The 20,739-nt window shown below is 66.4% G+C and carries 19 protein-coding genes; 10 read left to right on the top strand and 9 right to left on the bottom strand.

Annotated elements, in window-relative coordinates:
- The first annotated feature begins 98 nt into the window (after window positions 1-98).
- A complete protein-coding gene (locus tag DK389_RS09955; protein WP_109889246.1) occupies window positions 99-1,388 on the top strand; it encodes a cystathionine gamma-synthase family protein in 1,290 nt (429 codons plus the stop codon).
- 252 nt (window positions 1,389-1,640) lie between these two features.
- On the opposite strand, the gene DK389_RS09950 is transcribed toward DK389_RS09955, so the two are convergent.
- Window positions 1,641-2,630: a DMT family transporter gene (locus tag DK389_RS09950; protein ID WP_109889244.1), complete on the bottom strand. Its 990-nt coding sequence runs from the start codon at window positions 2,628-2,630 to the stop codon at window positions 1,641-1,643.
- 74 nt (window positions 2,631-2,704) lie between these two features.
- Here DK389_RS09950 and DK389_RS09945 point away from each other — a divergent pair, with 74 nt between their 5' ends.
- Window positions 2,705-3,193, top strand: coding sequence for an Lrp/AsnC family transcriptional regulator (locus DK389_RS09945; RefSeq protein ID WP_109889242.1), 489 nt, complete (start codon window positions 2,705-2,707; stop codon window positions 3,191-3,193).
- 82 nt (window positions 3,194-3,275) lie between these two features.
- Here DK389_RS09945 and panB read toward each other — a convergent pair whose 3' ends face one another.
- From panB to DK389_RS09915, 6 genes are all read right to left on the bottom strand, one after another.
- Complete coding sequence (gene panB / locus DK389_RS09940) at window positions 3,276-4,175, bottom strand: 3-methyl-2-oxobutanoate hydroxymethyltransferase (protein ID WP_109889240.1); 900 nt, start codon at window positions 4,173-4,175, stop codon at window positions 3,276-3,278.
- Window positions 4,176-4,213: 38 nt separating this feature from the next.
- On the bottom strand, window positions 4,214-4,510 hold the full coding sequence (locus DK389_RS09935) for a DUF6166 domain-containing protein (RefSeq protein WP_109889238.1): 297 nt from the start codon (window positions 4,508-4,510) through the stop codon (window positions 4,214-4,216).
- Window positions 4,507-4,725: a hypothetical protein gene (locus DK389_RS09930; protein ID WP_109889236.1), complete on the bottom strand. Its 219-nt coding sequence runs from the start codon at window positions 4,723-4,725 to the stop codon at window positions 4,507-4,509. Before DK389_RS09930 ends, DK389_RS09935 begins: the two co-directional genes overlap by 4 nt.
- Window positions 4,726-4,752: 27 nt before the next feature.
- On the bottom strand, window positions 4,753-5,142 hold the full coding sequence (locus tag DK389_RS09925) for a hypothetical protein (protein ID WP_109889234.1): 390 nt from the start codon (window positions 5,140-5,142) through the stop codon (window positions 4,753-4,755).
- Window positions 5,143-5,198: 56 nt separating this feature from the next.
- Window positions 5,199-5,984: a sterol desaturase family protein gene (locus tag DK389_RS09920; protein WP_109889232.1), complete on the bottom strand. Its 786-nt coding sequence runs from the start codon at window positions 5,982-5,984 to the stop codon at window positions 5,199-5,201.
- A gap of 113 nt (window positions 5,985-6,097) precedes the next feature.
- Window positions 6,098-7,513 carry an MFS transporter gene (locus tag DK389_RS09915; protein WP_109889231.1) on the bottom strand — a complete coding sequence of 472 codons (1,416 nt, stop codon included), beginning with the start codon at window positions 7,511-7,513 and terminating at the stop codon, window positions 6,098-6,100.
- 166 nt (window positions 7,514-7,679) lie between these two features.
- Here DK389_RS09915 and DK389_RS09910 point away from each other — a divergent pair, with 166 nt between their 5' ends.
- On the top strand, window positions 7,680-8,432 hold the full coding sequence (locus DK389_RS09910) for a GntR family transcriptional regulator (protein WP_109889229.1): 753 nt from the start codon (window positions 7,680-7,682) through the stop codon (window positions 8,430-8,432).
- A 92-nt stretch (window positions 8,433-8,524) separates the two neighbouring features.
- A complete protein-coding gene (locus DK389_RS09905; RefSeq protein WP_109889227.1) occupies window positions 8,525-9,217 on the top strand; it encodes an antibiotic biosynthesis monooxygenase family protein in 693 nt (230 codons plus the stop codon).
- A gap of 129 nt (window positions 9,218-9,346) precedes the next feature.
- Here the strand turns inward: DK389_RS09905 and DK389_RS09900 are convergent, their stop codons facing one another.
- Complete coding sequence (locus tag DK389_RS09900) at window positions 9,347-11,461, bottom strand: winged helix-turn-helix domain-containing protein (RefSeq protein ID WP_162560597.1); 2,115 nt, start codon at window positions 11,459-11,461, stop codon at window positions 9,347-9,349.
- Between the two features lie 178 nt (window positions 11,462-11,639).
- Here DK389_RS09900 and DK389_RS09895 point away from each other — a divergent pair, with 178 nt between their 5' ends.
- The 3 genes from DK389_RS09895 to DK389_RS09885 all read left to right on the top strand — a co-directional run bounded on the left by DK389_RS09895 (window position 11,640) and on the right by DK389_RS09885 (window position 13,987).
- On the top strand, window positions 11,640-12,257 hold the full coding sequence (locus DK389_RS09895) for a VOC family protein (RefSeq protein WP_236960779.1): 618 nt from the start codon (window positions 11,640-11,642) through the stop codon (window positions 12,255-12,257).
- A 169-nt stretch (window positions 12,258-12,426) separates the two neighbouring features.
- Complete coding sequence (locus DK389_RS09890; RefSeq protein WP_109889224.1) at window positions 12,427-13,476, top strand: alpha/beta fold hydrolase; 1,050 nt, start codon at window positions 12,427-12,429, stop codon at window positions 13,474-13,476.
- A complete protein-coding gene (locus tag DK389_RS09885; RefSeq protein WP_109889222.1) occupies window positions 13,466-13,987 on the top strand; it encodes a cytochrome P460 family protein in 522 nt (173 codons plus the stop codon). The genes DK389_RS09890 and DK389_RS09885 overlap by 11 nt, the downstream gene beginning before the upstream one ends.
- 103 nt (window positions 13,988-14,090) lie before the next feature.
- On the opposite strand, the gene DK389_RS09880 is transcribed toward DK389_RS09885, so the two are convergent.
- The gene (locus tag DK389_RS09880) at window positions 14,091-15,071 is read right to left on the bottom strand and encodes an SLAC1 anion channel family protein (RefSeq protein WP_236960946.1); all 981 of its coding nucleotides are present in this window, start codon (window positions 15,069-15,071) and stop codon (window positions 14,091-14,093) included.
- A gap of 190 nt (window positions 15,072-15,261) precedes the next feature.
- Here DK389_RS09880 and DK389_RS09875 point away from each other — a divergent pair, with 190 nt between their 5' ends.
- The 3 genes from DK389_RS09875 to DK389_RS32265 all read left to right on the top strand — a co-directional run bounded on the left by DK389_RS09875 (window position 15,262) and on the right by DK389_RS32265 (window position 18,529).
- A complete protein-coding gene (locus DK389_RS09875; protein WP_236960777.1) occupies window positions 15,262-16,233 on the top strand; it encodes an AraC family transcriptional regulator in 972 nt (323 codons plus the stop codon).
- A 336-nt stretch (window positions 16,234-16,569) separates the two neighbouring features.
- Window positions 16,570-17,805 carry a tyrosine-type recombinase/integrase gene (locus DK389_RS09870; protein ID WP_109889218.1) on the top strand — a complete coding sequence of 412 codons (1,236 nt, stop codon included), beginning with the start codon at window positions 16,570-16,572 and terminating at the stop codon, window positions 17,803-17,805.
- Window positions 17,806-17,908: 103 nt separating this feature from the next.
- On the top strand, window positions 17,909-18,529 hold the full coding sequence (locus DK389_RS32265; RefSeq protein ID WP_162560596.1) for a hypothetical protein: 621 nt from the start codon (window positions 17,909-17,911) through the stop codon (window positions 18,527-18,529).
- Window positions 18,530-20,739 lie beyond the last annotated feature (2,210 nt).

The raw sequence follows: 20,739 nt of genomic DNA, 5'->3' as shown, positions 1-20,739 counted from the left end.
GTGCGGCCTATGCGATGCTCCCGCGTTCGAGAGACCGGACGCGAAGAGCGATCCGACCGTTAGGCTCCGGACTGGCGCCCTGTCCGAGCGAGGCCCGAATGTCCGACAATCGCTATCACAAGAAGTCCTTGGGCGGCCGCCCGCTCCATCCCGAGACCCTGATGCTCGGCTACGGCTACGATCCAGCCTTGTCCGAAGGCGCCGTGAAGCCGCCGGTCTTCCTCACCTCGACCTTCGTCTTCACCTCGGCCGAGCACGGCAAGGCCTTCTTCGACTATGTCTCGGGGCGCCGTGAACCGCCGGCCGGCGAGGCGGCCGGACTGGTCTACTCGCGCTTCAATCATCCCAACAGCGAGATCGTCGAGGATCGGCTGGCCGTGTTCGAGGGAGCCGAGGCGGGGCTGGTCTTCTCCTCCGGCATGTCGGCGATCGCCACCACGATCCTGGCCTTCGCGCGGCCTGGCGACGTGATCCTGCATTCGCAGCCGCTCTACGGCGGCACCGAGACGCTGATCGCCAAGACCCTGGCAGGGTTCGGAATCGTGCCGATCGGCTTCGCCGATGGGATCGATCCGGCGAGCGTGCGCGCCGCAGCAGACCGTGCCGCCGAGGCGGGGCGGGTCAGCGTCATCATGATCGAGACCCCCTCGAACCCGCTCAACACCCTCGTCGATCTCGGGCTGATCCGCGCCGTCGCCGACGAGATCGGCGCCCGTCAGGGCGGCGAGGCCCCGGTGGTGGTCTGCGACAACACCCTGCTCGGCCCGCTCTTCCAGCACCCCCTGCGCCACGGCGCCGAGATCTCGGTCTACTCGCTGACGAAGTATGTCGGTGGCCATTCGGATCTGGTCGCCGGTGCCGCTCTCGGCACGGCAACGCGGATCAAGACGGTGCGGATGCTGCGTTCGGCGATCGGGACCGGACTTGATCCGCATTCCTGCTGGATGCTCGGGCGCTCGCTCGAAACCTTGTCGCTGCGGATGAGCGCCGCCAACCGCAATGGCGAGATCGTCGCCCGGATGTTGGCCGAGCACCCGAAGGTGTCGCGCCTTCACCATCTCGCTCACCTCGTGCCGGGTTCGGATCAGGCCCGCGTCTATGCCGAGCAATGCGCGGCGCCAGGCTCGACCTTCTCCTTCGACGTCGTCGGCGGCGAGGCGGAAGCCTTCCGGGTCCTCAACGCGCTGCAATTGTTCAAACTGGCTGTCAGCCTCGGCGGCACGGAATCGCTCGCCAGTCACCCGGCCTCGACGACCCATTCGGGCGTGCCGAAGGCGCTGCGTGATCGCCTGGGCGTGACGGACGCGACGATCCGGGTCTCGCTTGGGATCGAGCATCCCGACGACCTGGTGGCCGATCTCGCGGCGGCGCTCGCGACCCTCGGCTAGAGCGCCGCGCGGACGCGTTGGGGCGAACGCAGCTTGAGCGCTCCCTCGCATGGATGCTCCGGCTCGCGCGCGAAACAGCACGCTCCGTCATCGGCGATTCTGACCGGCGGCTCCGGGCAACGCTCCGAACCTGCCCCCGCTCCGGATGGCGGAACTCGGCTGGATCCGATCGATGCGGGAGATCTGCTCCGGGCCACCCGCGCCGATGTCGTCCGTGACTGGGACGATAGAAGCTCGCGGCCCGCTGCGATCTCAGACCGGGACCGCCACGGCGACCTCACCCTTGGAGGTTCGCGGCAGCTTCCGGTGCGCGGCGATGCAGGTCACCACGCTGAGCGCGACGAGAGCGAAGGCCGCCACCTCCAGCGGTCGCGGCAGGCGTTGCTCCCACAGGAAGCCGTAGAGCAGCGCGAAGAGCGTCTCGAACAGGATCATCTGACCGACGAGGGTCAGAGGAAGCAGCCGGCTCATCCGGTTCCAGAGTGCGTTGCCGGCGATCGAGGCCAGGATCGCAACCCCGATCGATAGGCCGGCGAACCATGCCCAGGCGGCGGAGCCGTGATGCGCCGTCCCGACGAGGAGCGCGACTGGGATGAGCACGACAGCCTGCGCGCCGGTCACGAGGCCGGTCAGCAGGTTCCAATCATGCACGGAGATGCCGCCCAGCCGCGCGAGGCAGCGGCTGTTGCCGACGGCGTAGCTCGTCCAGGAGACGAGGGCGCCGACCGCGCAGACAAGTCCTGTCGCTTGGGCCGTCAGGGAGCCTGAAGTCGGCGCAGCGATCGCGTGCCAGCCGATGCAGACCGCGCCACCGATGCAGAAGAGGAGCGAGAGGGCGAGCCTGCGGAGCGGCACTGCATCGCGATCCCGGCTGCCGATCATCGTCACGGCGACCGGGAGGAAGCCGATGACCAGCGAGGTCATGGCAATGCCGCCGGTCTGCACGGCCGCGGACAGCAGGATGTAGTAGACCGTGTTGCCGGCCAGGGAGAGCCAGGCGAGGTCGAGCCATTCCCGTCGACCGAGCTTGGGCAGGAGCGTGCGCAGCCGGGGCGCGATCAGGCATGCGGAGATGGCGCCGAAAGCCAAGTAGCGCCCGATCGTCAGGTCCAGAGGCTGGAAGCCGCGTGCCAGTTCCGGCGCGAGGAAGACGAGACCCCAGAGAGCACCGGCTCCCACGCCGCACACGATGCCGGCCGGGCTCGCATTGCCGGCCGGGGCAAGTCGGATCGTCGTCTGCATGATCGAGGGATATCATCACCCCGGCGAGCCGAGGGCTCTTGATTGGCGGGCGAAACGAGACTTTCACTCGCCACATGGCCCCTAAGCGTACGATTCCCCCGCGCGCGCTCGATGCGTTCGACTTGGCGATCCTCCGCGTCGTCCAGCGGGACAACAAGACGCCGCAGCGCGTCATCGCCGAGGCGGTAAACCTGTCACCGGCAGCCGTGCAGCGGCGGATCACGGCCATGGAGGCGGCCGGCGTCATCGTCCGGAACGTCGCCATCGTGGAGCCGGAAGCGCTCTCGCTTGCGATCACCGCGCTGGTGGAGGTGCGCCTGCGCGATGAGCGGGCCGCCACAGTGGATGCGGCGAAGGCGCTGTTCCGCGCCACGCCCGAAGTGCAGCAATGCTACTACGTGACGGGCGGCATCAGTTTCGTGCTCGTCATCATCAGCCGCGACATGCGCAGCTACGAGGCGCTGACACGCAGCCTGTTCGCCGAGAACGAGCTCGTCGACTATTACCGCACCAACATCGCTCTGGACCGCGTGAAGGCCGATACGGCGATCGCCGTCGGCTGAAGCCGATGCCGGTTCGAGGGACGCCAGGCCCTCGCAATCAGACACGCTGCAGGCCGAGTGATCCGGGAGCGGACTTCGCGCGTCAGATCTGCCTGCGGTGCTCCACCAGAGACAGGAACTTCTCGTACTCGGCCGGATCGACGCGATAGGAATGGTCGTCGTCCGGGAAGGCAACGGCCTTCACCTCCTCGACGTACGTGCGGATCCCCGCGACCGCCACCTCGGTGAGGTTGGCGTAGCGCTTCGTGAACTTCGGCTTGAAGTCCGTGAACACGCCGAGCAGGTCGTAGGCCAGCAGGATCTGGCCGTCGCATCCGGCGCCCGCGCCGATTCCGATCGTCGGAATCGTGAGCTGCTCGGAGATCAACGTCGCGATCGGCGCCGGAACGGCCTCGAATTCCAGCATGAAGCAGCCGGCATCCTCGATGGCGAGCGCATCTTCGAGGATCTTCATCGCAGCTTCGGCGGTGCGACCCTGGATCTTGAAGCCGCCGAAGGTCGCGATGGTGTGCGGCGTCAGCCCGATATGCGAGGCGGTCGGGATGCCTGCGTCGACGAGCGCCTTCAGGATGTGGGCTTGGCTCCTGCCACCCTGCGGCTTCACTGCGTCGCAGAGCGCCTCCTGCATGAAGCGTGTGGCGTTGGTGAGGGCCCGGTCGACGGTGTTGTAGCTCTGATAGGGCATGCAACCGAGCACGAACGTGCTCGGTGCCCCGCGCCGCACCGCCTGGGCGTGCAGGATCATCATGTCCATCGTCGCCGGGATGGTGCTGGCGTGCCCGTGAGCGACCATCGCCAGGCTGTCGCCGACGACGACGACGTCGACGCCGGCCATCTCCGCCCAGCGGGCCGACGTGTAGTCCGGGACCGACATGTAGACGATCTTCTCGCCCGTCCGCTTCGCCGCGCGGATGTCGAGAATGGTCCGCTTCTCGGGTCGCTGCCCGGCCTTGCCGGCGCCCGATCCGGTATCCGCACTCATGTCAGCCCCTCGCTGTTCGGTGCCGGCGGCGTGCGGCCTCAGGCGAGGCGCGCGAGGATCCGGTCGATGTCGGCCGAGGTCATCTCCCACTCGTTCTGGAAGTTGGCCACGACGCTGCGCATGAAGGCCGGCTGAAGCCCCTCCGCCCGTGCGGGGTCGCCGAGATGATCGACGAGCAGTGCGTAGGCGAGCTGCGAGGGCTCAGGGCCCTCGTAGCTCCACTCGAAGCCGTTGCGCGTGTAGCACTTGCTGTCCGTGTGCTCGTCGAGCGGCTCGCCATCGACGGTGACGACGATGCCGTCGATGGTGCGGTCGCCTGCGTAGTGCTTGGTCACGGGCGCGCCCCCTTCAGCTGGTGGCGCGGCGTGCGGCCCTCGGAGCGGGTGCGCATCACCTCCGGGAAGATCCACAGGCTGACGATCATGAAGGGGCCGAGGAAGGCCACGGCCCATTGCGGGCCGCTCTGGCCGAGATAGCCCATGTAGAACCAACCCCCGAGCGCGGCCAAGGCGACCGCGACCGACAGGCCGAACTTGATCGGAAACGGCATCGAATCCCTCCCGAGAATGGCTCGTTGTCAGAGACTGAAGACGGCGCCCACATGCTGGAGCAGGCCGAGTGACACGCCGAAGCTGGTGAGAACGATGGCGAGGCCGGCCATTCCGTCCCGCCAGCGCTGCGGCCAGACGTTGAACAGACCCGGTGCGAACAGAACCGCGAACCCGGCCACGATGACGAGGCTCGTCCAACGCAAATGCGCCGCGCCGTAGACCATGCTGCCACCGACGAGGGCGAGCAGCAGCACGACGTTGGCCGCGATCAGGGCCAAGCCGAGCGGACGGCTTCTCAGGTCGGGACGGGTCTCGAGCGGGAACACGCCCGTGAGCACGTAGAAGCCGATGCTGGCTACGCCCGCGAAGAGGGCGAACCAGAGCAGGGCCGCCACGTTCGGTTCGATCATATCCATGCCTGCCTCCCGCGGATTGATGGCGGCGTCGCCGCCCGATTGCGTCGGTTGCGGCCCTACTCGGCCGCCTGCATCGCCTCCGGCGATCCCGGCGTGCGGGCGGTCTTGCGCATGTCGGTCTTCACGAAGCGGGTGTCGTAGCCGTTGAAGAGCGTGCCGATCAGTCCGCGGTTGAGGTCGGAGGTGCCGAACAGCCAGTCCATGATCGGGAAGGTGAGGTTCATGTTGCGCTCCATCATGATCGACTGGTCGTGATGGGCGGTGTGGTGCCGCCGGTTCGTGTTGATGAACGGCATGTTGCGGACGAACCAGTTGTCCTCGACGTGACAGCAGAAATGCATGAACTCGTAGATCAGGTAGATGCTCGTCGTGGTGGCTATGAACAGCCAGCCGACATTCGGCGTGAACACTTTTCCGAGCACGATGGCGCCCGGGATCGACATCAGCGTGAAAGTGGCGAGCGCGTAGGGCGGGAAGAACGTCACCCGGTAATCCTTGTGATCGGCAAAGCGCATCTCATGGTCGGTGAAGAACTGATGATGCTGAAGCGTGTGCCGATTGTAGACCGCGCGCGCGATCGGGTTCTTCGAGGGGCGATGCATCACGTAGCGGTGCAGCCACCATTCGAAGAAATTGCAGAACAGGAATACGACCGGGACCGTCGCCAGCTCGGCCCAGCCCGGCGACTTGATGTTCGAGATGTAGATGTACAGCGCGGTCAAGCCGATCGTGTAGATGATCGCGATGTGCAGGACACCGTTGTACCAGCCCGCGACCCGCTGGCGGTAATTCGCTCGGTAGGCACGCTGGCGCTCGCTCATGCTCGTGATCGCGAGTTCCATGGCATCTCCTCCCTTCTTCGATCCCTTAGGATACCACTGATATATCAGATTGCAAATCGAAAGGGCATGCGCGTCGCGCAATGATCCGGACGCGGCGATGCCGGGTCCGTCCGTCAGCGGGAGATCGCCTCCAGCGACTGACCCTTCGTCTCGATACCGAGAACGGCCACGCTCAAGGCCGCGATCACGAAGGAGCCGGCACCCAGCGCGAAGACGCCGCCATGCCCCAGTGACGGCAGGATGATGCCGATAATGTAGGGCCCGATGAGCGATCCGACGCGGCCGACGGCCGAGGCGCATCCGGCACCGGTCGCACGGGCACGGGTCGGGTAGAGTTCCGGTGTGTAGGCGTAGAGCACCGACCACATGCCGAACAGGAAGAACTGCATCATCAGCCCGAAGGCGATGAGCCATTCGAAGCTGGGCGAGTGACCGTAGAGGTAGGCTGCCACGGCGCTGCCGAGCAGCATCAGGACGGCGGTCGGCTTGCGGCCCCAGCGCTCGACGAGAATGGCCGAGGTGATGAAGCCCGGTACGCCCGCCAGCGAGATCAGGATGGTGTAGACGACCGATTTGGTGACGCTGTAGCCGGCCTCCTGCAGGAGGGCGCCGAGCCACGTGGTCAGGCCGTAGAAGCCGAGAAGCGCGAAGAACCAGGTCAGCCAGATCATCACGGTGCGGCTGGCGTAGCCCGGGCTCCACAGCTCGAGAAACGAGAAGCGGCGTTCGCCCCGGGCCTGCTCCGGCAGAGGCTGCGGCTCGGGCAGCGACCGGCCGTTCAGCCGCTCGCTCACCTTCGCCTCGATGCAGCCCATGACCCGATCCGCCTCCTCGTAGCGGCCACGATCCGCCAGCCAGCGCGGAGATTCCGGAACGAGGAACCGGATCGCGAACAGGAACAGCGCCGGGACCGCCTGAGCCAGGAAGACGGCGCGCCAGTCGAAGTAGCTGAGCAGCACGTAGCTGAGGCAGCCCGCCGCGATGAAGCCGAGCGGCCAGAAGCCTTCCATGATGGCGAGGTAGCGCCCGCGGTTGGCGGTCGGCAGGAATTCCGAGACGATGGCCAGCGCCACCGGGAATTCCATGCCCATGCCGAAGCCGAGGAGCAGGCGGGCGTAGCCGAGGGTGGTCGCGTCGGGCGCGTAGGCACACCACACGCTGCCCAGGCCCCAGAAGATCATGCTGACCTGGAAGACGACCTTCCGGCCGAACCTGTCTGCCAGCATGCCGGAGATGCCGGCGCCGAGGAACATCCCGACGAAGCTCATGCTGGACAGCAGCCCAGCCTGCGCCGTCGTCAGTCCGAACTCCGTCTTGATCGAGCCGAGCAGGAAGGTGAGCGAACCCAGATCGATCGAGTCGAAGAACCATGCGGTTGCGATGATGAGGAAGATGTTGCGCTGAAACTGGGTCATCGGCAGGCGCTCCAGCCGTGCCGCGATCATCCCGTTCGACGCCCGCGCCGTCGCCGTTCCGACAGCCTGGCCCGGCAGCACATTGCCGGTTGGTATCGCGATCTGCCCGACCATGGGTTCGCCTCCCTCACGTATTATATGTGTGGGAAGCATGACGGATATGTCTGAGATGCGCAAGATATATCAGGCGTACACGGATTGAGGATAGGCGCCCTGCGCACGATGTGTCCGGGGTCCCGACATGGTATCCAGGGGCCGCTACGCACGGTGTGGACTGACGATGAACTTCGTGACCGGGAAGACCGCGGGCGTTTCGGCGACGGAGCCTGGGCGAAAACGAGCCCGCCGGGCGGTTCAGGAGGCACCTGAACCAACCTTCGGGCAGGACGACCTGCCCGACCTCACGCTGACCGAGAAGGCCTATCAGCAACTGGAGGAACTGATCACGACGCTTGTCCTGCCGCCCGGCATGGTGCTCGGCGAGCAGAACCTCGTTCAGCGCCTCGGGATCGGGCGCACGCCGATCCGCGAGGCCCTGCAGCGCCTCGCCCGCGACGGGCTCGTCGTCGTCATGCCGCGGCGCGGCATCCTCGTCTCGGAGATCAACATACGCACCCAGTTGCGCCTGCTCGAGACGCGGCGCGTCCTGGAGCGACTGATCGCCCGCCTCGCCGCCGAGCGGGCGACGCAGGAGGAGCGCGCGGTTTTCGCGGGCCTCGCCCAGGACATGCGCGAGGCGGCCGCAGCCTCGGACGACCTCGCGTTCATGCGCCTGGACAACCAGTTCAACGGTCTGATCGCAGCCGCCTCGCGCAACGAGTTCGCGGTGCGCTCGCTCGCCAATATGGCCGGGCTGTCGCGCCGCTTCTGGTACCAGCACTACAAGCAGGCCGCGGACCTGCCGCTGACCGCGAACCTGCACGCCGACGTGTGCGAGGCCGTCGCGAAGCGCGACGCCGAAGCCGCGGAGGCCGCGTCGGACCGTCTGATCGACTACATCGAGAGCTTCGCCCGCAAGACGCTCGACACCTGAGGTCACAGGTCGGCCCGCAGCGCTCCGGCGCTGCGAGGAGGATCCCGCGGGGGCAGGCTCGCGCACCGCGTCGCTGTTCCGGAGGACGAGCCATGTTCTCGGTGATCTTCGAGGTCCATCCCGCCGACGGGCAGAAGGATGCCTACCTCGCGCACGCGAAGGCGCTGAGACCGGAACTGGAGGGCATCGACGGTTTCATCGACAACGAGCGCTTCGCGAGCCGCACCCGGCCCGGCTGGGTTTTGTCGCATTCGACCTGGCGGGACGAGAAATCCGTGATCCGCTGGCGCACGCATGCGGGCCACCACCTGATTCAGGAGAAGGGGCGCTTCGCGGTGTTCTCCGACTACCATCTTCGGGTCGGCGAGGTGACCTCGGACAGCCATCCGCCGGCGGGGCACGCGGTGCGGGAGCAGCGCTTCGACGCGACGGAGGTCGGCCGCGCCAAGCTCTGTACACTGGTCGAGGTGGTGCCGGAGCCTGGGCAGCCTTCGCCCGCCGACCCGGCCGACCTCTGGACCTCGATCGGGCTCGGGCCGGAGGTGCCCGGCCTCGTCGGGCGGGAGGTCTACGATTCGATCTACACGTCGGGGAAGGTTCTGGCGCTGCTGTCGTGGTCCGGGCCGGGGGCGTCCTCCGCGCTCCCGCCGATCGAAGGGGCCGGGTTTCGCACGCGCTCCGTGCGGATCATCCGCGATTACGGGATGTTCGACCGGCGCGAGAGCCCGCAATTCTACCCGCCAGTTTCACGGATGCAGGACGGTTCCGAGGCGGGGAAGCCGTGAGGCGACCAAGCGTGCGGGCGGCCAAGCGTGGGGACCGCCGATCGGCAGGACGTCCCGCCAGTGTCGCGCCGGCATCACGAAGCCTATCGTCGCCCTGTGCTCTGACGGGCAAGCAGGAGGTATCCGCGTTCAATCCGGCATGCCCGCCTCGCGGAGGCTGTCGAGGTAGAAGGCCATCGGCGTCGCGTGGAAGATGGGAGCCCGCCGTTCGAGGAGAGCCAAGCCGAGGCCCGGCTCCAGTTCCAGAAGGTGGTCGATCGTCTCCCGCGCTTCGCGCGATCGGCCGAGCCGGGCGAGGCAGATGGCGTGGAAGCGGAGCGAGGGTGCGAAGCCCGGCCGCTCACGAAGGGCGCGCGTCGTCCACTTCAACCCGTCCTCGAAACTGCCCGTGAGCATGTAGGCGCAACCGAGAGCCGACATCGTGAAGAACGCTTCAGGGTCGAGCGGGCTCAGCCGCAGCGCCTGCAGGAGCGAGGGGACGGCTTCCTGGGATCGTCCGGCCCAGGCGAGAGCCCAGCCGCGGACCGTGAGGGCGGGCGCACAGTTCGGGTTGATGGCGAGCGAGCGCTCGTAGAGGTCGAGGGCGCCGTCGAAGTCGATCCGCAGCTGCCATTTCACGAAGCCCACCATCCACAGGACCGACGGATCGTTGCCGCCCTCCGCGAGTGCCTCGCGACCGAGGCGGATGGCGGTCATCTTCTCGAGGTCCGGAGCCGCTGCCCAGCCCTGCGGGTTGCGCCACGCGTAGCAGCGCGCCACGAACGCCTTGGCGAGCGCGAAGGCCGGGTCGACGGCGATCGCCTGTTCGAGCAGGGCGATGGCGCGGCCCATGCCGTCCTGCGTCAGCGTGTAGAAGTGCGGAAGCGCCCGCAGGTAATGGTCGTAGGCGTCGAGATGCTCGGTCGGCTTGCCCAGGGCCCGCTCGATCTCGGCTTGGCGCAGGGACGGCTCGACGGCCGCCACCAGGCTCGACGTCACTTGGTCCTGAAGCTCGAAGATGTCCGCAAGCTCGCCGTCGAAGTGGTTCGCCCAGATATGCTGCCCGGTCTCGGCCTGGATCAGCTGACCGGTGATGCGCACGCGGGTCCCCGCCTTGCGCACGCTGCCCTCGACGACGTAGCGGACGCCGAGCTCGCGCGCGACCTGACGGATGTCGATGGCCCGCCCCTTGTAGGTGAAGGCCGAGTTGCGCGCGATCACGAACAGCCACTTGATGCGGGAGAGGCGTGTCGTGATGTCCTCGACGATGCCGTCCGCGAAATAGTCCTGCTCGGCGTCGCTGCTCATGTTCTGGAAGGGCAGCACCGCGATCGAGGGACGCGCCGGGAGCGCGAGCGGCGATGCGTGCGCCCCGGATCCGGCCCCTGGCGACAGGGAGGCGTGGCCGAAGACGCGCACGGGCCGCGCGATGTTTCTGAGCACCTGTTCGCCCAGGTCGACGAAGGTCTCGGCGATCCTGTCGCGGACCTGCCGGTAGGCGTCCTCGGACAGGACGAGGCTGCCGGGCGCGCACAGGCCCTCCAAGCGGGCCGCGACGTTGACGGCATCGCCCATCAGGTCGCCGTCCGTCTCTTCGACCACGTCCCCGACATGGATCCCCATGCGCAACGCGATGCGGCGATCCTCCGGCACGCCGACATTGCGTTCGAGCATGCCCGTCTGCACCTCCAGGGCGCAGCGCACCGCCTCGACGGTGCTGCGGAACTCGACGAGCGCACCGTCGCCGGTGCGCTTGACGATCCGCCCGCGGTGAACGGAGATCACCGGATCGATGAGGTCGCTGCGCAGCGTTCTCAGTCGCGCCAGGGTGCGGTCCTCCTCGCTGCCCGCCAGCCGGGAATAGCCGGCGATGTCCGTGGCGAGGATCACCGCGATCTTCCGGGTCTCGCCCGTCTCGCTCGAGTCCGTCACGGCGGGAGCACCCGGCTCTCCGGCCGCCTCGCGGATCGCTCCGACGAAACGCAGCCCCTTGCGCGGCAGAGTGCGGATCAAGCGCTGCTCGGTGCCGGTGTCGCCGATGGCCGCGCGGGCTGCCGAGATGCGGCTGCTCAGCGTCGCGTCGGACACGATCCGGCCCTTCCAGATCGAGCCGAATAGGTCGTCCCGCGTCACGACGCGGTCCCGATGATGGATGAGGTATTCGAGAAGGTCGAAGACCTGGGGTTCGACGCGCACGAGATCCTCACCGTCGCGCAACTCGCGCCGGCCCGTATCGAGGACGAAATTACTGAAGGCGTACAACAAGGTAGCAGGAAGCCCCCGAGCCGCGGCAGGGTAGCACACGGCGTCTCACGGAAAAATCCAGGATTCCTGAAGATCAAATCAGGACAGCCTTCAAGCGGACGTCCCGATTTGCCGGCATCGTCCTCCGCATGGTCATCGCGCCGGTCCCGCTCGGATCCGGCCGCCAGAGGAGGATCCTATGCCGAATCTTTCGCCGACGCTCGACATGAAGCTCGAAGTCGTCGTCATCCCGGTCTCGGACGTCGACCGGGCCAAACGCTTCTACGGCCAACTCGGATGGCGTCTCGACGCCGATTTCGTCGTCGGCGACGCGTTCCGCGTCGTGCAGTTCACGCCCCCCGGCTCGACCGCCTCGATCCATTTTGGCAAGGGAATCTCGTCCGCCGCGCCGGGGTCGGCTTCCGGGCTCTTCCTGATCGTCTCCGACATCGAGGCGGCGCATGCCGATCTCGTCGCGCGCGGCGTGGCGGTGGGCGACGTGTTCCATCGCCAAGTGGGCGCGACGGCCGAGCCGGGCGTTGATCCTGCGCGTCGCAGCTACGCCTCCTACGCGACCTTCGTGGACCCGGACGGCAACAGCTGGCTGCTTCAGGAGGTCACGACGCGCCTACCCGGCCGGGTCGATCCCGATGCCGCCACCTTCGCCTCGCCCATGGCCCTGGCCTCTGCCCTGCGCCGGGCGGCGGCGGCCCATGGCGCCCATGAGACGCGCACCGGCACGCACGATGCGAACTGGCCGGACTGGTACGCGGAGTACCTGATCCAGGAGCAGTCCGGCGGACAGCTGCCGCTGTGAGCGGCGACAGGCGACGTCTCGCGTCGCCGCCGGATCGGCGCCCGCAACCATGCCGACAGCGAACCGAGGCGCCCACCGTAGGCGCGCCCACCCGACGCTGCTGGCGCCGCACGATCAGGACGTCGGGCACCGCCATCCATCGACGATTTGCAACGCGGAGGACCGAAACATGCCGGAGACGATCGACAGGGCACGCCGCCGCTGGATCACGACCGCTGGCGCCTTCCTGGCGGCAGCTCCCTTCGCCCGCGCCGGCTCGGCCTGGGCCGAGCCTGTCGGCGCGCCCGGCAAGCTGCCGCCCTTGGCCGCCGGCGCGCGCACAGGCTTCGGCGCGCTGAGACAGGTTGAGGCGGGGGCACTGAATGTCGCCTACGTGGACATGGGCCCGGCGACCGGCCGGCCGGTCCTGCTCCTGCACGGCTGGCCCTACGATATTCACAGTTACGTCGATGTCGCCCCGGCGCTCGCCGCGGCCGGTTACCGCGTGCTGATCCCCTACCTGCGCGGCTACGGCCAGACGCGCTTCCTGTCGGATGCGACCCCACGCAACGGCCAACAGGCCGCGCTCGCCGTCGACGCCCTCGATTTCCTGGATGCGCTGAAGATCGAGAAGGCGGTCGTTGCCGGCTACGATTGGGGCGCCCGAACCGCCTGCATCCTCGCCGCCATCTGGCCGGAGCGGTGCAAGGGTCTCGTCTCGGTCAGCGGCTACCTGATCGGCAGCCAGGCGGCGAACGCCAAGCCCCTACCGCCCAGGGCGGAGCTGCAATGGTGGTACCAGTTCTACTTCGCGACGGAGCGGGGCCGCGAGGGTTATGCCCGGCACACCCGCGACTTCGTCCGTCTGATCTGGGAGCTGGCATCTCCGAAGTGGCACATCGACGAGGCCACCTTCGCGCGCTCGGCACCGGCCTTCGACAACCCGGACCATGTGGCCATCTCGATCCACAATTACCGCTGGCGTCTCAGCCTCGCCGAGGGTGAGGAAAAGTACGCTGAACTGGAGCGCGCGCTCGCGGCCTTCCCGAACATAGCGGTGCCGACGATCACGCTCGAGGGCGACGCCAACGGGGCGCCTCACCCGGACCCGGCGGCCTATGCCGGAAAGTTCATCGGCCGCTACGAGCACCGCCTGATCACCGGCGGCATCGGGCACAATCTTCCGCAAGAGGCACCGCAGGCGTTCGCGCAGGCGGTGGTCGACGTCGATGCCTTCTGATCTCCGCAAGGGCCGGCGTCTCCTGATCCCGGCCGTCCTCGTCGCCGCGGGCCTCGCCGTCGCGGCGGCCGGCGCCGGACAGGGGGACGCCAAATCCGCCTCGCCGATCTTCGGGGTCACCGTGCCGGACGGCTATCGGTCCTGGCAGCTCATCGCTCCGGCGCTCGAAGGGGAACCGCTGAACGAGCTTCGCGCGGTCGTCGGCAACGACATCGCGGTGAGAGCCTCTGCGCGCGGCACCGTGCCGTTCCCGGACGGCACTGTCCTCGTGAAGCTCGCCTGGAAGCGGGTGCCTTCGCCCGAGTTCGAGCCGGCAACCGTGCCGGGCCGGGCGACGACCGTGCAGGTCATGGTGAAAGACGCCACGCGCTACGCGGCGACGGGCGGCTGGGGCTTCGGCCGCTTCATCGATGGCGAGCCGGTCGACGAGGCGCAGCACGAGACCTGCTTCGCCTGCCACGAGGCTCGGGTGAAGGACCGGGATTTCGTCTTCACCCGCTACGCGCCTTGACGATGCGTCCGTTGCAGGATGCGGCCGCCTCGGAATCCGGGAGGCGGCCGCCGAGGGTGAGAGGGGCTGAGCGTCCCGCATTGCGACGAGCCCTTCGCGAAGGTCAGGTGCTCAACGTCCGGAGCTCGCCGCGCGCGATCCCGGCGAGCGTCCGAACCGCGAGACCCGCGATCACGATGGACGCGAAGGCGAGCAGAGCCAGCGCGATCCCGTCCGCCCAGGCCGAGCCGGTGGCGTCGGCGTAGCGCAGTGCCGTGGCGGCCGAGGCCGAAAGTGGGAAGCTCACGGCCCACCAAGAGACCCGGAAGGGGCAGAAGGGCAGATTGCGCAGCCGCCCGACGAGCACGGCGAGGAAGAACAGGGTCAGCATGTAGAGGGCTTCGGCGAAGCCATCGACGCGACCGGTCACCGCGACGTAGCTGGAGAAGCCGACCGCGAAGGGGGCGATCAGGATCATCAGGGTCGGCCGCAAGGCTGCCGGCAGGGGCTCCTCGAACAGGAGCCGCGAGAAGATCAGGGTGAACAGCGGCAGGGCGAAGAAGAGGCCGACGCTGAGCGCGAACACCGCGACCGGGTGCGCGGCCGGCAGGTCGAGGGCGGGCAGCGCCAGGGGAATGTCGAGGAGGCCCACCACCGGCACCACCCAGGCGGGCGTGGCATGGGCGAGTTGCTGCCGGCTGCCCATCCAGCGGTTCACGATGGTCCAGGCGAAGACGACCATGCCGGCCGCGCCCGCGATCCAGATTCCCTTGGCCAGGGCCGGCGCGGACCGGACCAGGAGGATCGGAATGAGAAGCAGGCTGATCAAGATGGTGCCGAACAGGTTGCCGGCGATCGGGTGGTTGAATTCGGCCACGACCGTGCGCGGTGCGGTGACTGCCTTCGCGCCGTAGGCGACCACCAGCGCCGCGAAGGCGGCGAGGGCGATCCAGCCGATAGCGTCCGCGATGACGGAAGGTGGGCCGTAGCGGTGGCTTGCGAGGCGCCACGCCACGCTGAGGCCTGTCAGGCCCATGACCGACCCGAAGAGGCTCACCGGAAGATACTCGAAGACCTGCCTGCGGACGGTCCCCTCCGCGTCCATGGCGTCGGCAGCCTTCTCGGGGACGGACATCGTGCTCATGGCCCACACTCTGCTCGATCTCTGATCGACGAACGGAGAGCTAGGATTGGCGAGGCCCCGGCTCGATAGCCGATCGGCGCAACGGCATGTCCGGGCGGATCAATCGCTGCTATTTTCGGTTGAAGCGGGAGCGGCCCGCCTGGAGCCCTCCGTGCAGGCGAGCCCGAGCGACACGGCGACCGATGCCCTGAACGGGCTTGCGCCGATGCTGCGCGTGCGGCCGGAATTGCAGGATCTCTGCTGGTTCCGTGGGCCGTGGCGCTCCGTGCACGCGCGCGAAGCGGCGGGTTGGGCGCCGTTCCATATCGTCACGAAGGGCACGTGCGTGATCGACATCGCCACCTGGCGATCGGTGACGCTGAGCGCCGGCGACGTCGTCGTCCTGCCGCACGCCGACGCCCACGCCCTCGGGGACGGGTCGGAGGCCGTGGGCGCACCACCGGTCCGGATCGGCGCGCACGGCGGCGTCCGGCTCAAGACCAATCGGATCGCGGCGGACGATTCGGGCGAGCCGGAGACGGAGGTGATCTGCGGCCGGCTGCATTTCGGGCCGGGCATCGGCAGCCTCGCGACCGCGCTCCTGCCGCCGGCGATCGTCATGAGGACCGATGGGCAGACCGCGACGCGCACGCGCGCGCTGATCCTCGCGATCCGCGACGAGCTGGGTGAGGCGCGGGTGGGCTCGATGCCGATCGCGACCGACCTTGCCAGCGCCCTCCTGATGATGGTGCTGCGCGCGCATCTCGAGAACGATCGGACCGGAAGCCGCCTGCTCCGCCTCCTCTCGGAGGCCGCGACGGCGCGCGTTCTGTCCGCCCTTCTGCGGGAGCCCGGGCGGGCCTGGACGCTCGACGGGATGGCGGCGGAGGCGCACGTCTCGCGCGCGACCCTGGTCCGCGCGTTCCGCCGTGCCGCGGGCCTCGCACCGCTGACCTTCCTCACGGATCTGCGGCTCGGGCTGGCGCATCACCGGCTCGCGACGAGCGACACCGCGCTGGGCCGAATCGCAGTGGAGGCCGGGTATGAATCACCGAGCGCATTCAGCCGGGCTTTCCTGCGGCGCTTCGGCCTGCGTCCGGGCGAGATCCGTCGTGACGCGCGCCCGCAGGCCGACCGGCGCTGACCCGTCCGGCCTTTTCAACCTCGGCGACCTCCCGGTTCCCGGCCGATCTCTGCAATCAGTTCGGTCCGAAGCCCGCCGGTCAGGTCAACGCGAAATCGATGCGTGCCGTGAACCCGAGATTTTAAGAGAAAATGGTGGGCGCACTAGGGTTCGAACCTAGGACCCGCTGATTAAGAGTAAGCGGCACACGCATAACAATCTATACCAATCTCTAACATTTGCATTCCAATAACTCGCTGATATAGCTGAGTTTTTCCGGTTGCATCCTCATGCAGCCTACCATAGTGTCACGCGACATAACCCGTGCCTTTTGTTACCTCTGGGTTACCTGAGATCATGCCCAAGCTTCGTCTCACTACCGCTGCCGTCGAGCGGTTCCGGCCGCCCGAGAGCGGCCAGATCGAGTACTTCGATACCCACCTGCCCTCTTTCGGCCTGCGCGTGTCTTACTCGGGCACCAAAGCTTGGATCGTGATGACGCGGTTCGATCGCAAGCTCGCCCGCATCACCCTCGGCCGCCATCCGGCCTTGTCGCTGGCCGACGCTCGAGAGAAAGCCCGACATCTCATCCTGCACGCCAAGGCCGGACATGATCCTCGGCATCTTGAGGCCGAGGAGCGCCGCAAGAAGGATCAGGAGCGCCGGACCACCTATGGCGGCGTCGCAGCCCTGTTCATGGAGCGGCATGTCGAGCGCAACTTGCGCCCGAACACTGCCCGAGAGTACCGCCGCATCCTGCAAGGCCCGGACACCCAGGACTGGTGCTCGCGTCCCATTACCTCGCTCACAAAGCCGGATATCGTCGACCTGCTACAGCGGATCGAGGAGCGCGGCTCTCCGGCGTTTAGCAATCGTGCTCTCGCGTACCTGTCCAAGTTCTTCAACTGGTGCCTGGAACAGGACCTTATCACAACCAATCCCGCGACCCGTGTGCGCCCTTTGTCGACTGTTCGCTCCCGCGAACGGGTGCTTACGCCCGACGAATTGGCCTGGATCTGCAAGGGCCTCGGTGAATGGCACAGCCAGTTCGCTCCCTTGTTCAAGCTCCTGCTCCTCACGGGCCAGAGACGGAGCGAGGTCGGTGGAATGCGCTGGGATGAGCTGCGAAGCCATGGCACGGACGAGGCGGTCTGGGAGCTTCCGGCGAGCCGGACCAAGAACGGACAGCCGCATTTTGTGCCGCTCACCGAACAAGCACAGGACATCATCGCGTCCCTGCCCCGGACCGGACCGCTCGTGTTCACGACCCGTAGCACGACCTCGTTGTCGGGCTTTAGCAAGGCCAAGTCGCAGCTGGACGAGCGGGTCAATATGTTGCGAGCGGAGGTTGGGCAGCCTCCGCTCCCCTCTTGGACATTGCACGATCTACGTCGGACCATGGTGACGATGATGAACGAGCGGCTCGGGATTGCCCCGCATGTGGTCGAGGCCGTCGTCAACCATGTCAGCGGCTCAGCCAAGCGGGGCGTGGCTGGGGTCTACAATCGAGCTCTGTACCTGCGCGAGCGCAGGGACGCGCTGCGCGCTTGGAGCCGCTGGGCCACCGGGCATGATCTAAGCGGCCCAAGCTAGGGCAGAAGGCTTGATCCGAGCTTGACCTTTTGTTCTTGCGAGTATTTGCGCGCAACCCACACTCGTTCGCTGAAGTTATGCAGCCTGTTTGCGAAGGACAGAAATGACTAATCGTGCTTGGGACGAAAATCATCCTCATTTTTATCTGACCGATGAAGAATTTTTCGATGGCGACCCGCGAGCCGATCTCGGTTACTGGAGCAGGGCTGCATGCTGGACCATCGAGGAAGCAATTGCTCTTTCATACGGTTACGAGCCGCGGGTCGTGAACTGGGAATTCCTCAAGAACAGCGGCCATCCTTTCGCCGAGCTGTACGCTCAACGTAGAAGCTTGGCGATGCGGGCTCGACACATGGACCAGCTGAAAGAATTCAACGAACCAGAAGCGTTCATCAATTGGGCAAAAAGACAGGGTATGTCTTTCGACTCAGACCTTGAGAAATCTGTAAAGAATGGCAAGAAGTCCGCCAACACTGCACAGACTCAGGAGGACGACCATCTCAACCCGAAGACTAGACATAGCTTGCTAAAGCTCGTGCTCGGGGTGGCAGTTGAAAAGTACCGTTACGATCCCGAGAGAACACGCAGTTCCGTTGCTCGCGAAATCAGAGACAGTTTAGATCGGGTCGGCATCAGCCTGGACGAGGATACGATCCGTAGGCGGCTCGCCGAGGCGGCTGAAGAGTTCGGCCACCTCATCACAGCTAGCGACAAAGCTTCCTGACCGAAATCGGCTATCTCCTACCCGAGCTCGGCCACCACCCTGCCGCTCAAGCCTACAAGGCACCCGTCCATCACGAGACGGAGATACGTAGGTGCAATGTAAGTCGCCCGGCTTCGGGACCTCTGGAGCGCCAGGAGGTCCGGGCCGTTCAATCCGCATGACTTCGTCCGGCCAAAGGCTGATCGCGCCGGTGCAATCCTGGGCGCAGCCTGGAACGGGCCAGACCCGATCAAGCGCTACGCTGTGCCTGCTTCGATCCTGAGTGTCGGCGGTGTGCAATGAGCGCCTCGCTTCACTTAAGCAAAGCAGCGCAGGTTGCCGCTCGCCACAACCGTGCACTCTGGCGGGTGCACACCTTCCAACACCGCCGCATGACCGCCGGGCCGCACCGAGGCAGCCGAGAGCACCAGAAGCGTACGCGCTTTCGCGAAAGAGCGCAGCGGTAGCTCTGGCGCTAAGTCCGCCGACGATGCCGGGGCCGGTTGTAGGCGCCCGGCTGCTTAAGCCATGCCGCAGCCTAAGTAGCTGTGGGGCCACTCGCCCCATGACATTACATAGAAACTGGGTCCGAACCCCAGGGCTTGTGGCGGCTCCATCCTAGTCCACCGTCTCGTCGGCCTGCACAGAGAGGCCGGGGTGTCTGGCGTCGACATGAGAAGGTCCCATCGGACCAAGACGCTGGGCAAGACCAGCACGTCACCTGAAGTCCCTTGATCGGCTCAGGTGACCGCCGCCGTTTCAGCTTAATCCGCTGAGTGAACGAACACGTTAAAGGGCAACACGAACGGCCTGTCCTACCCTCGGGGTGTGTTGATCAAGTGTAGAGATCTTCGGCACTGACACGAGTGCCGAGATTTCAACACAGTTCTCCCTTGACGGGTGAACTGTGCCTTCCAACCAAGATGTCCATACCAAACATGAATGAGTATGTAGGACGGTCGAGCGACGAAGTCGCGAGGCGGCGAGCGAAGCGAGACGAAGGCCACTCGCAGTAAGTCGTGGTTGACCGTGGTTAGTTTACGGCCTCGGACCTTCGGTCCTCGCCCGGCTCGCTGCGCTCGCTGGTCGATCCACTCGTACCATCCTTCACTAGTGAACCGGACTCCCATCACATGTGAACGGATTTGAGGATTGCCGAGCGACGAAGTCGCGAGGGATCGGGTGAGACGACACCGATATGACTGGGCAGGTAGGAGTGATACGCGAGTAAGCCTTGGCCTCGGACCTTCGGTCCTCGTCCCGCTCACAGGTTGACTGCCGCGTACCACCCTATCTCATTGAGATAGACGTCGCAGTGCCGAGCGCCGAAGGCGCGAGGCGTGCAGTGAAGCGAGACAAGACTACCCACAGTTGCCCGCGGTAAGCTTGGGCCTCGGACCTTCGGTCCTCGCCCCGCTCACCATTGGACACCAGCTGATCGTCACGAGGAATGACTAAACGAGCTGATCTCGTTTTACACCTGTGATCTGAAGGCGAACAACTTCCAGAGCATCATCATGATCTAGCTGCTTCGGATTTGCAGAGTGTTTTGGACCGACTTGCCGCTCGCAGCTTTCGCCTCGAAGCCGCCACGACCGCCCGGCAGTAGTCGGTGTCTTCAGGAAGGAGCAATCGAGATCACGCGTCGATCCACGCTGTTCATCTCTGCCGCTCTTGTTGCGTTCTCGGCGGTGGGAACTGGCCTCTGGGTCTCGTACGGCTCTCGGTCTCAGGCAGACCGGGACAAGCCGCCAGCGCCGGTCGCTCACCTCTCCACGCAACAGCACACCACTACGGATCCGGACGGAGATCCCGTACGTACGGTGTACCCGGGTCCGCTGGGCGGGTCGGTGCAGCGCCCCAGCAGGCCGGCCCAGAACGAAGCGGTAGCCGCGGCGCTTCCGTCGGCTGAAGCGGCACCCCCTGCCGTAACAGTTGAGCCTGCAGCAGCTGAGCGTGCTGCGTCCGAACTACCGCCAACCCAGAAGCCGCACGCTAGTGCCCCAGCCGACAGCGCAGATGTGGACTCAGCTCCAGCGTCGGCAGCCGCTGAGCCAGCAGCCTCTGGAACCGGAATCGACCTCAACACAGCCACGGTTGAGGAACTGAACACCCTGGGCGCCGGCATGATCGGACGCAGGATCGTCGCGTTCCGGCCCTACAGCTCGCCGGAGAATCTCGTGAACAGGCGCGTCCTCAAGAAGTCGGACTTCGAGATCATCAAGGCTGCG

The sequence above is a fragment of the Methylobacterium durans genome, from assembly GCF_003173715.1.
Lineage (GTDB): Bacteria > Pseudomonadota > Alphaproteobacteria > Rhizobiales > Beijerinckiaceae > Methylobacterium > Methylobacterium durans.
Note: the sequence above shows the minus strand (reverse complement) of the source record. Positions and strands in the feature narration are given on the sequence as shown.

Excerpts from the sequence above, each read along its gene's own strand:
- DK389_RS09955 (WP_109889246.1), top strand. The coding sequence starts at position 99 with ATGTCCGACAATCGCTATCACAAGAAGTCCTTGGGCGGCCGCCCGCTC.
- DK389_RS09950 (WP_109889244.1), bottom strand. The coding sequence starts at position 2,630 with ATGCAGACGACGATCCGACTTGCCCCGGCCGGCAATGCGAGCCCGGCC.
- DK389_RS09945 (WP_109889242.1), top strand. The coding sequence starts at position 2,705 with ATGGCCCCTAAGCGTACGATTCCCCCGCGCGCGCTCGATGCGTTCGAC.
- panB (WP_109889240.1), bottom strand. The coding sequence starts at position 4,175 with ATGAGTGCGGATACCGGATCGGGCGCCGGCAAGGCCGGGCAGCGACCC.
- DK389_RS09930 (WP_109889236.1), bottom strand. The coding sequence starts at position 4,725 with ATGCCGTTTCCGATCAAGTTCGGCCTGTCGGTCGCGGTCGCCTTGGCC.
- DK389_RS09925 (WP_109889234.1), bottom strand. The coding sequence starts at position 5,142 with ATGGATATGATCGAACCGAACGTGGCGGCCCTGCTCTGGTTCGCCCTC.
- DK389_RS09920 (WP_109889232.1), bottom strand. The coding sequence starts at position 5,984 with ATGGAACTCGCGATCACGAGCATGAGCGAGCGCCAGCGTGCCTACCGA.
- DK389_RS09915 (WP_109889231.1), bottom strand. The coding sequence starts at position 7,513 with ATGGTCGGGCAGATCGCGATACCAACCGGCAATGTGCTGCCGGGCCAG.
- DK389_RS09910 (WP_109889229.1), top strand. The coding sequence starts at position 7,680 with ATGAACTTCGTGACCGGGAAGACCGCGGGCGTTTCGGCGACGGAGCCT.
- DK389_RS09905 (WP_109889227.1), top strand. The coding sequence starts at position 8,525 with ATGTTCTCGGTGATCTTCGAGGTCCATCCCGCCGACGGGCAGAAGGAT.
- DK389_RS09895 (WP_236960779.1), top strand. The coding sequence starts at position 11,640 with ATGCCGAATCTTTCGCCGACGCTCGACATGAAGCTCGAAGTCGTCGTC.
- DK389_RS09890 (WP_109889224.1), top strand. The coding sequence starts at position 12,427 with ATGCCGGAGACGATCGACAGGGCACGCCGCCGCTGGATCACGACCGCT.
- DK389_RS09885 (WP_109889222.1), top strand. The coding sequence starts at position 13,466 with ATGCCTTCTGATCTCCGCAAGGGCCGGCGTCTCCTGATCCCGGCCGTC.
- DK389_RS09880 (WP_236960946.1), bottom strand. The coding sequence starts at position 15,071 with ATGGACGCGGAGGGGACCGTCCGCAGGCAGGTCTTCGAGTATCTTCCG.
- DK389_RS09870 (WP_109889218.1), top strand. The coding sequence starts at position 16,570 with ATGCCCAAGCTTCGTCTCACTACCGCTGCCGTCGAGCGGTTCCGGCCG.
- DK389_RS32265 (WP_162560596.1), top strand. The coding sequence starts at position 17,909 with ATGACTAATCGTGCTTGGGACGAAAATCATCCTCATTTTTATCTGACC.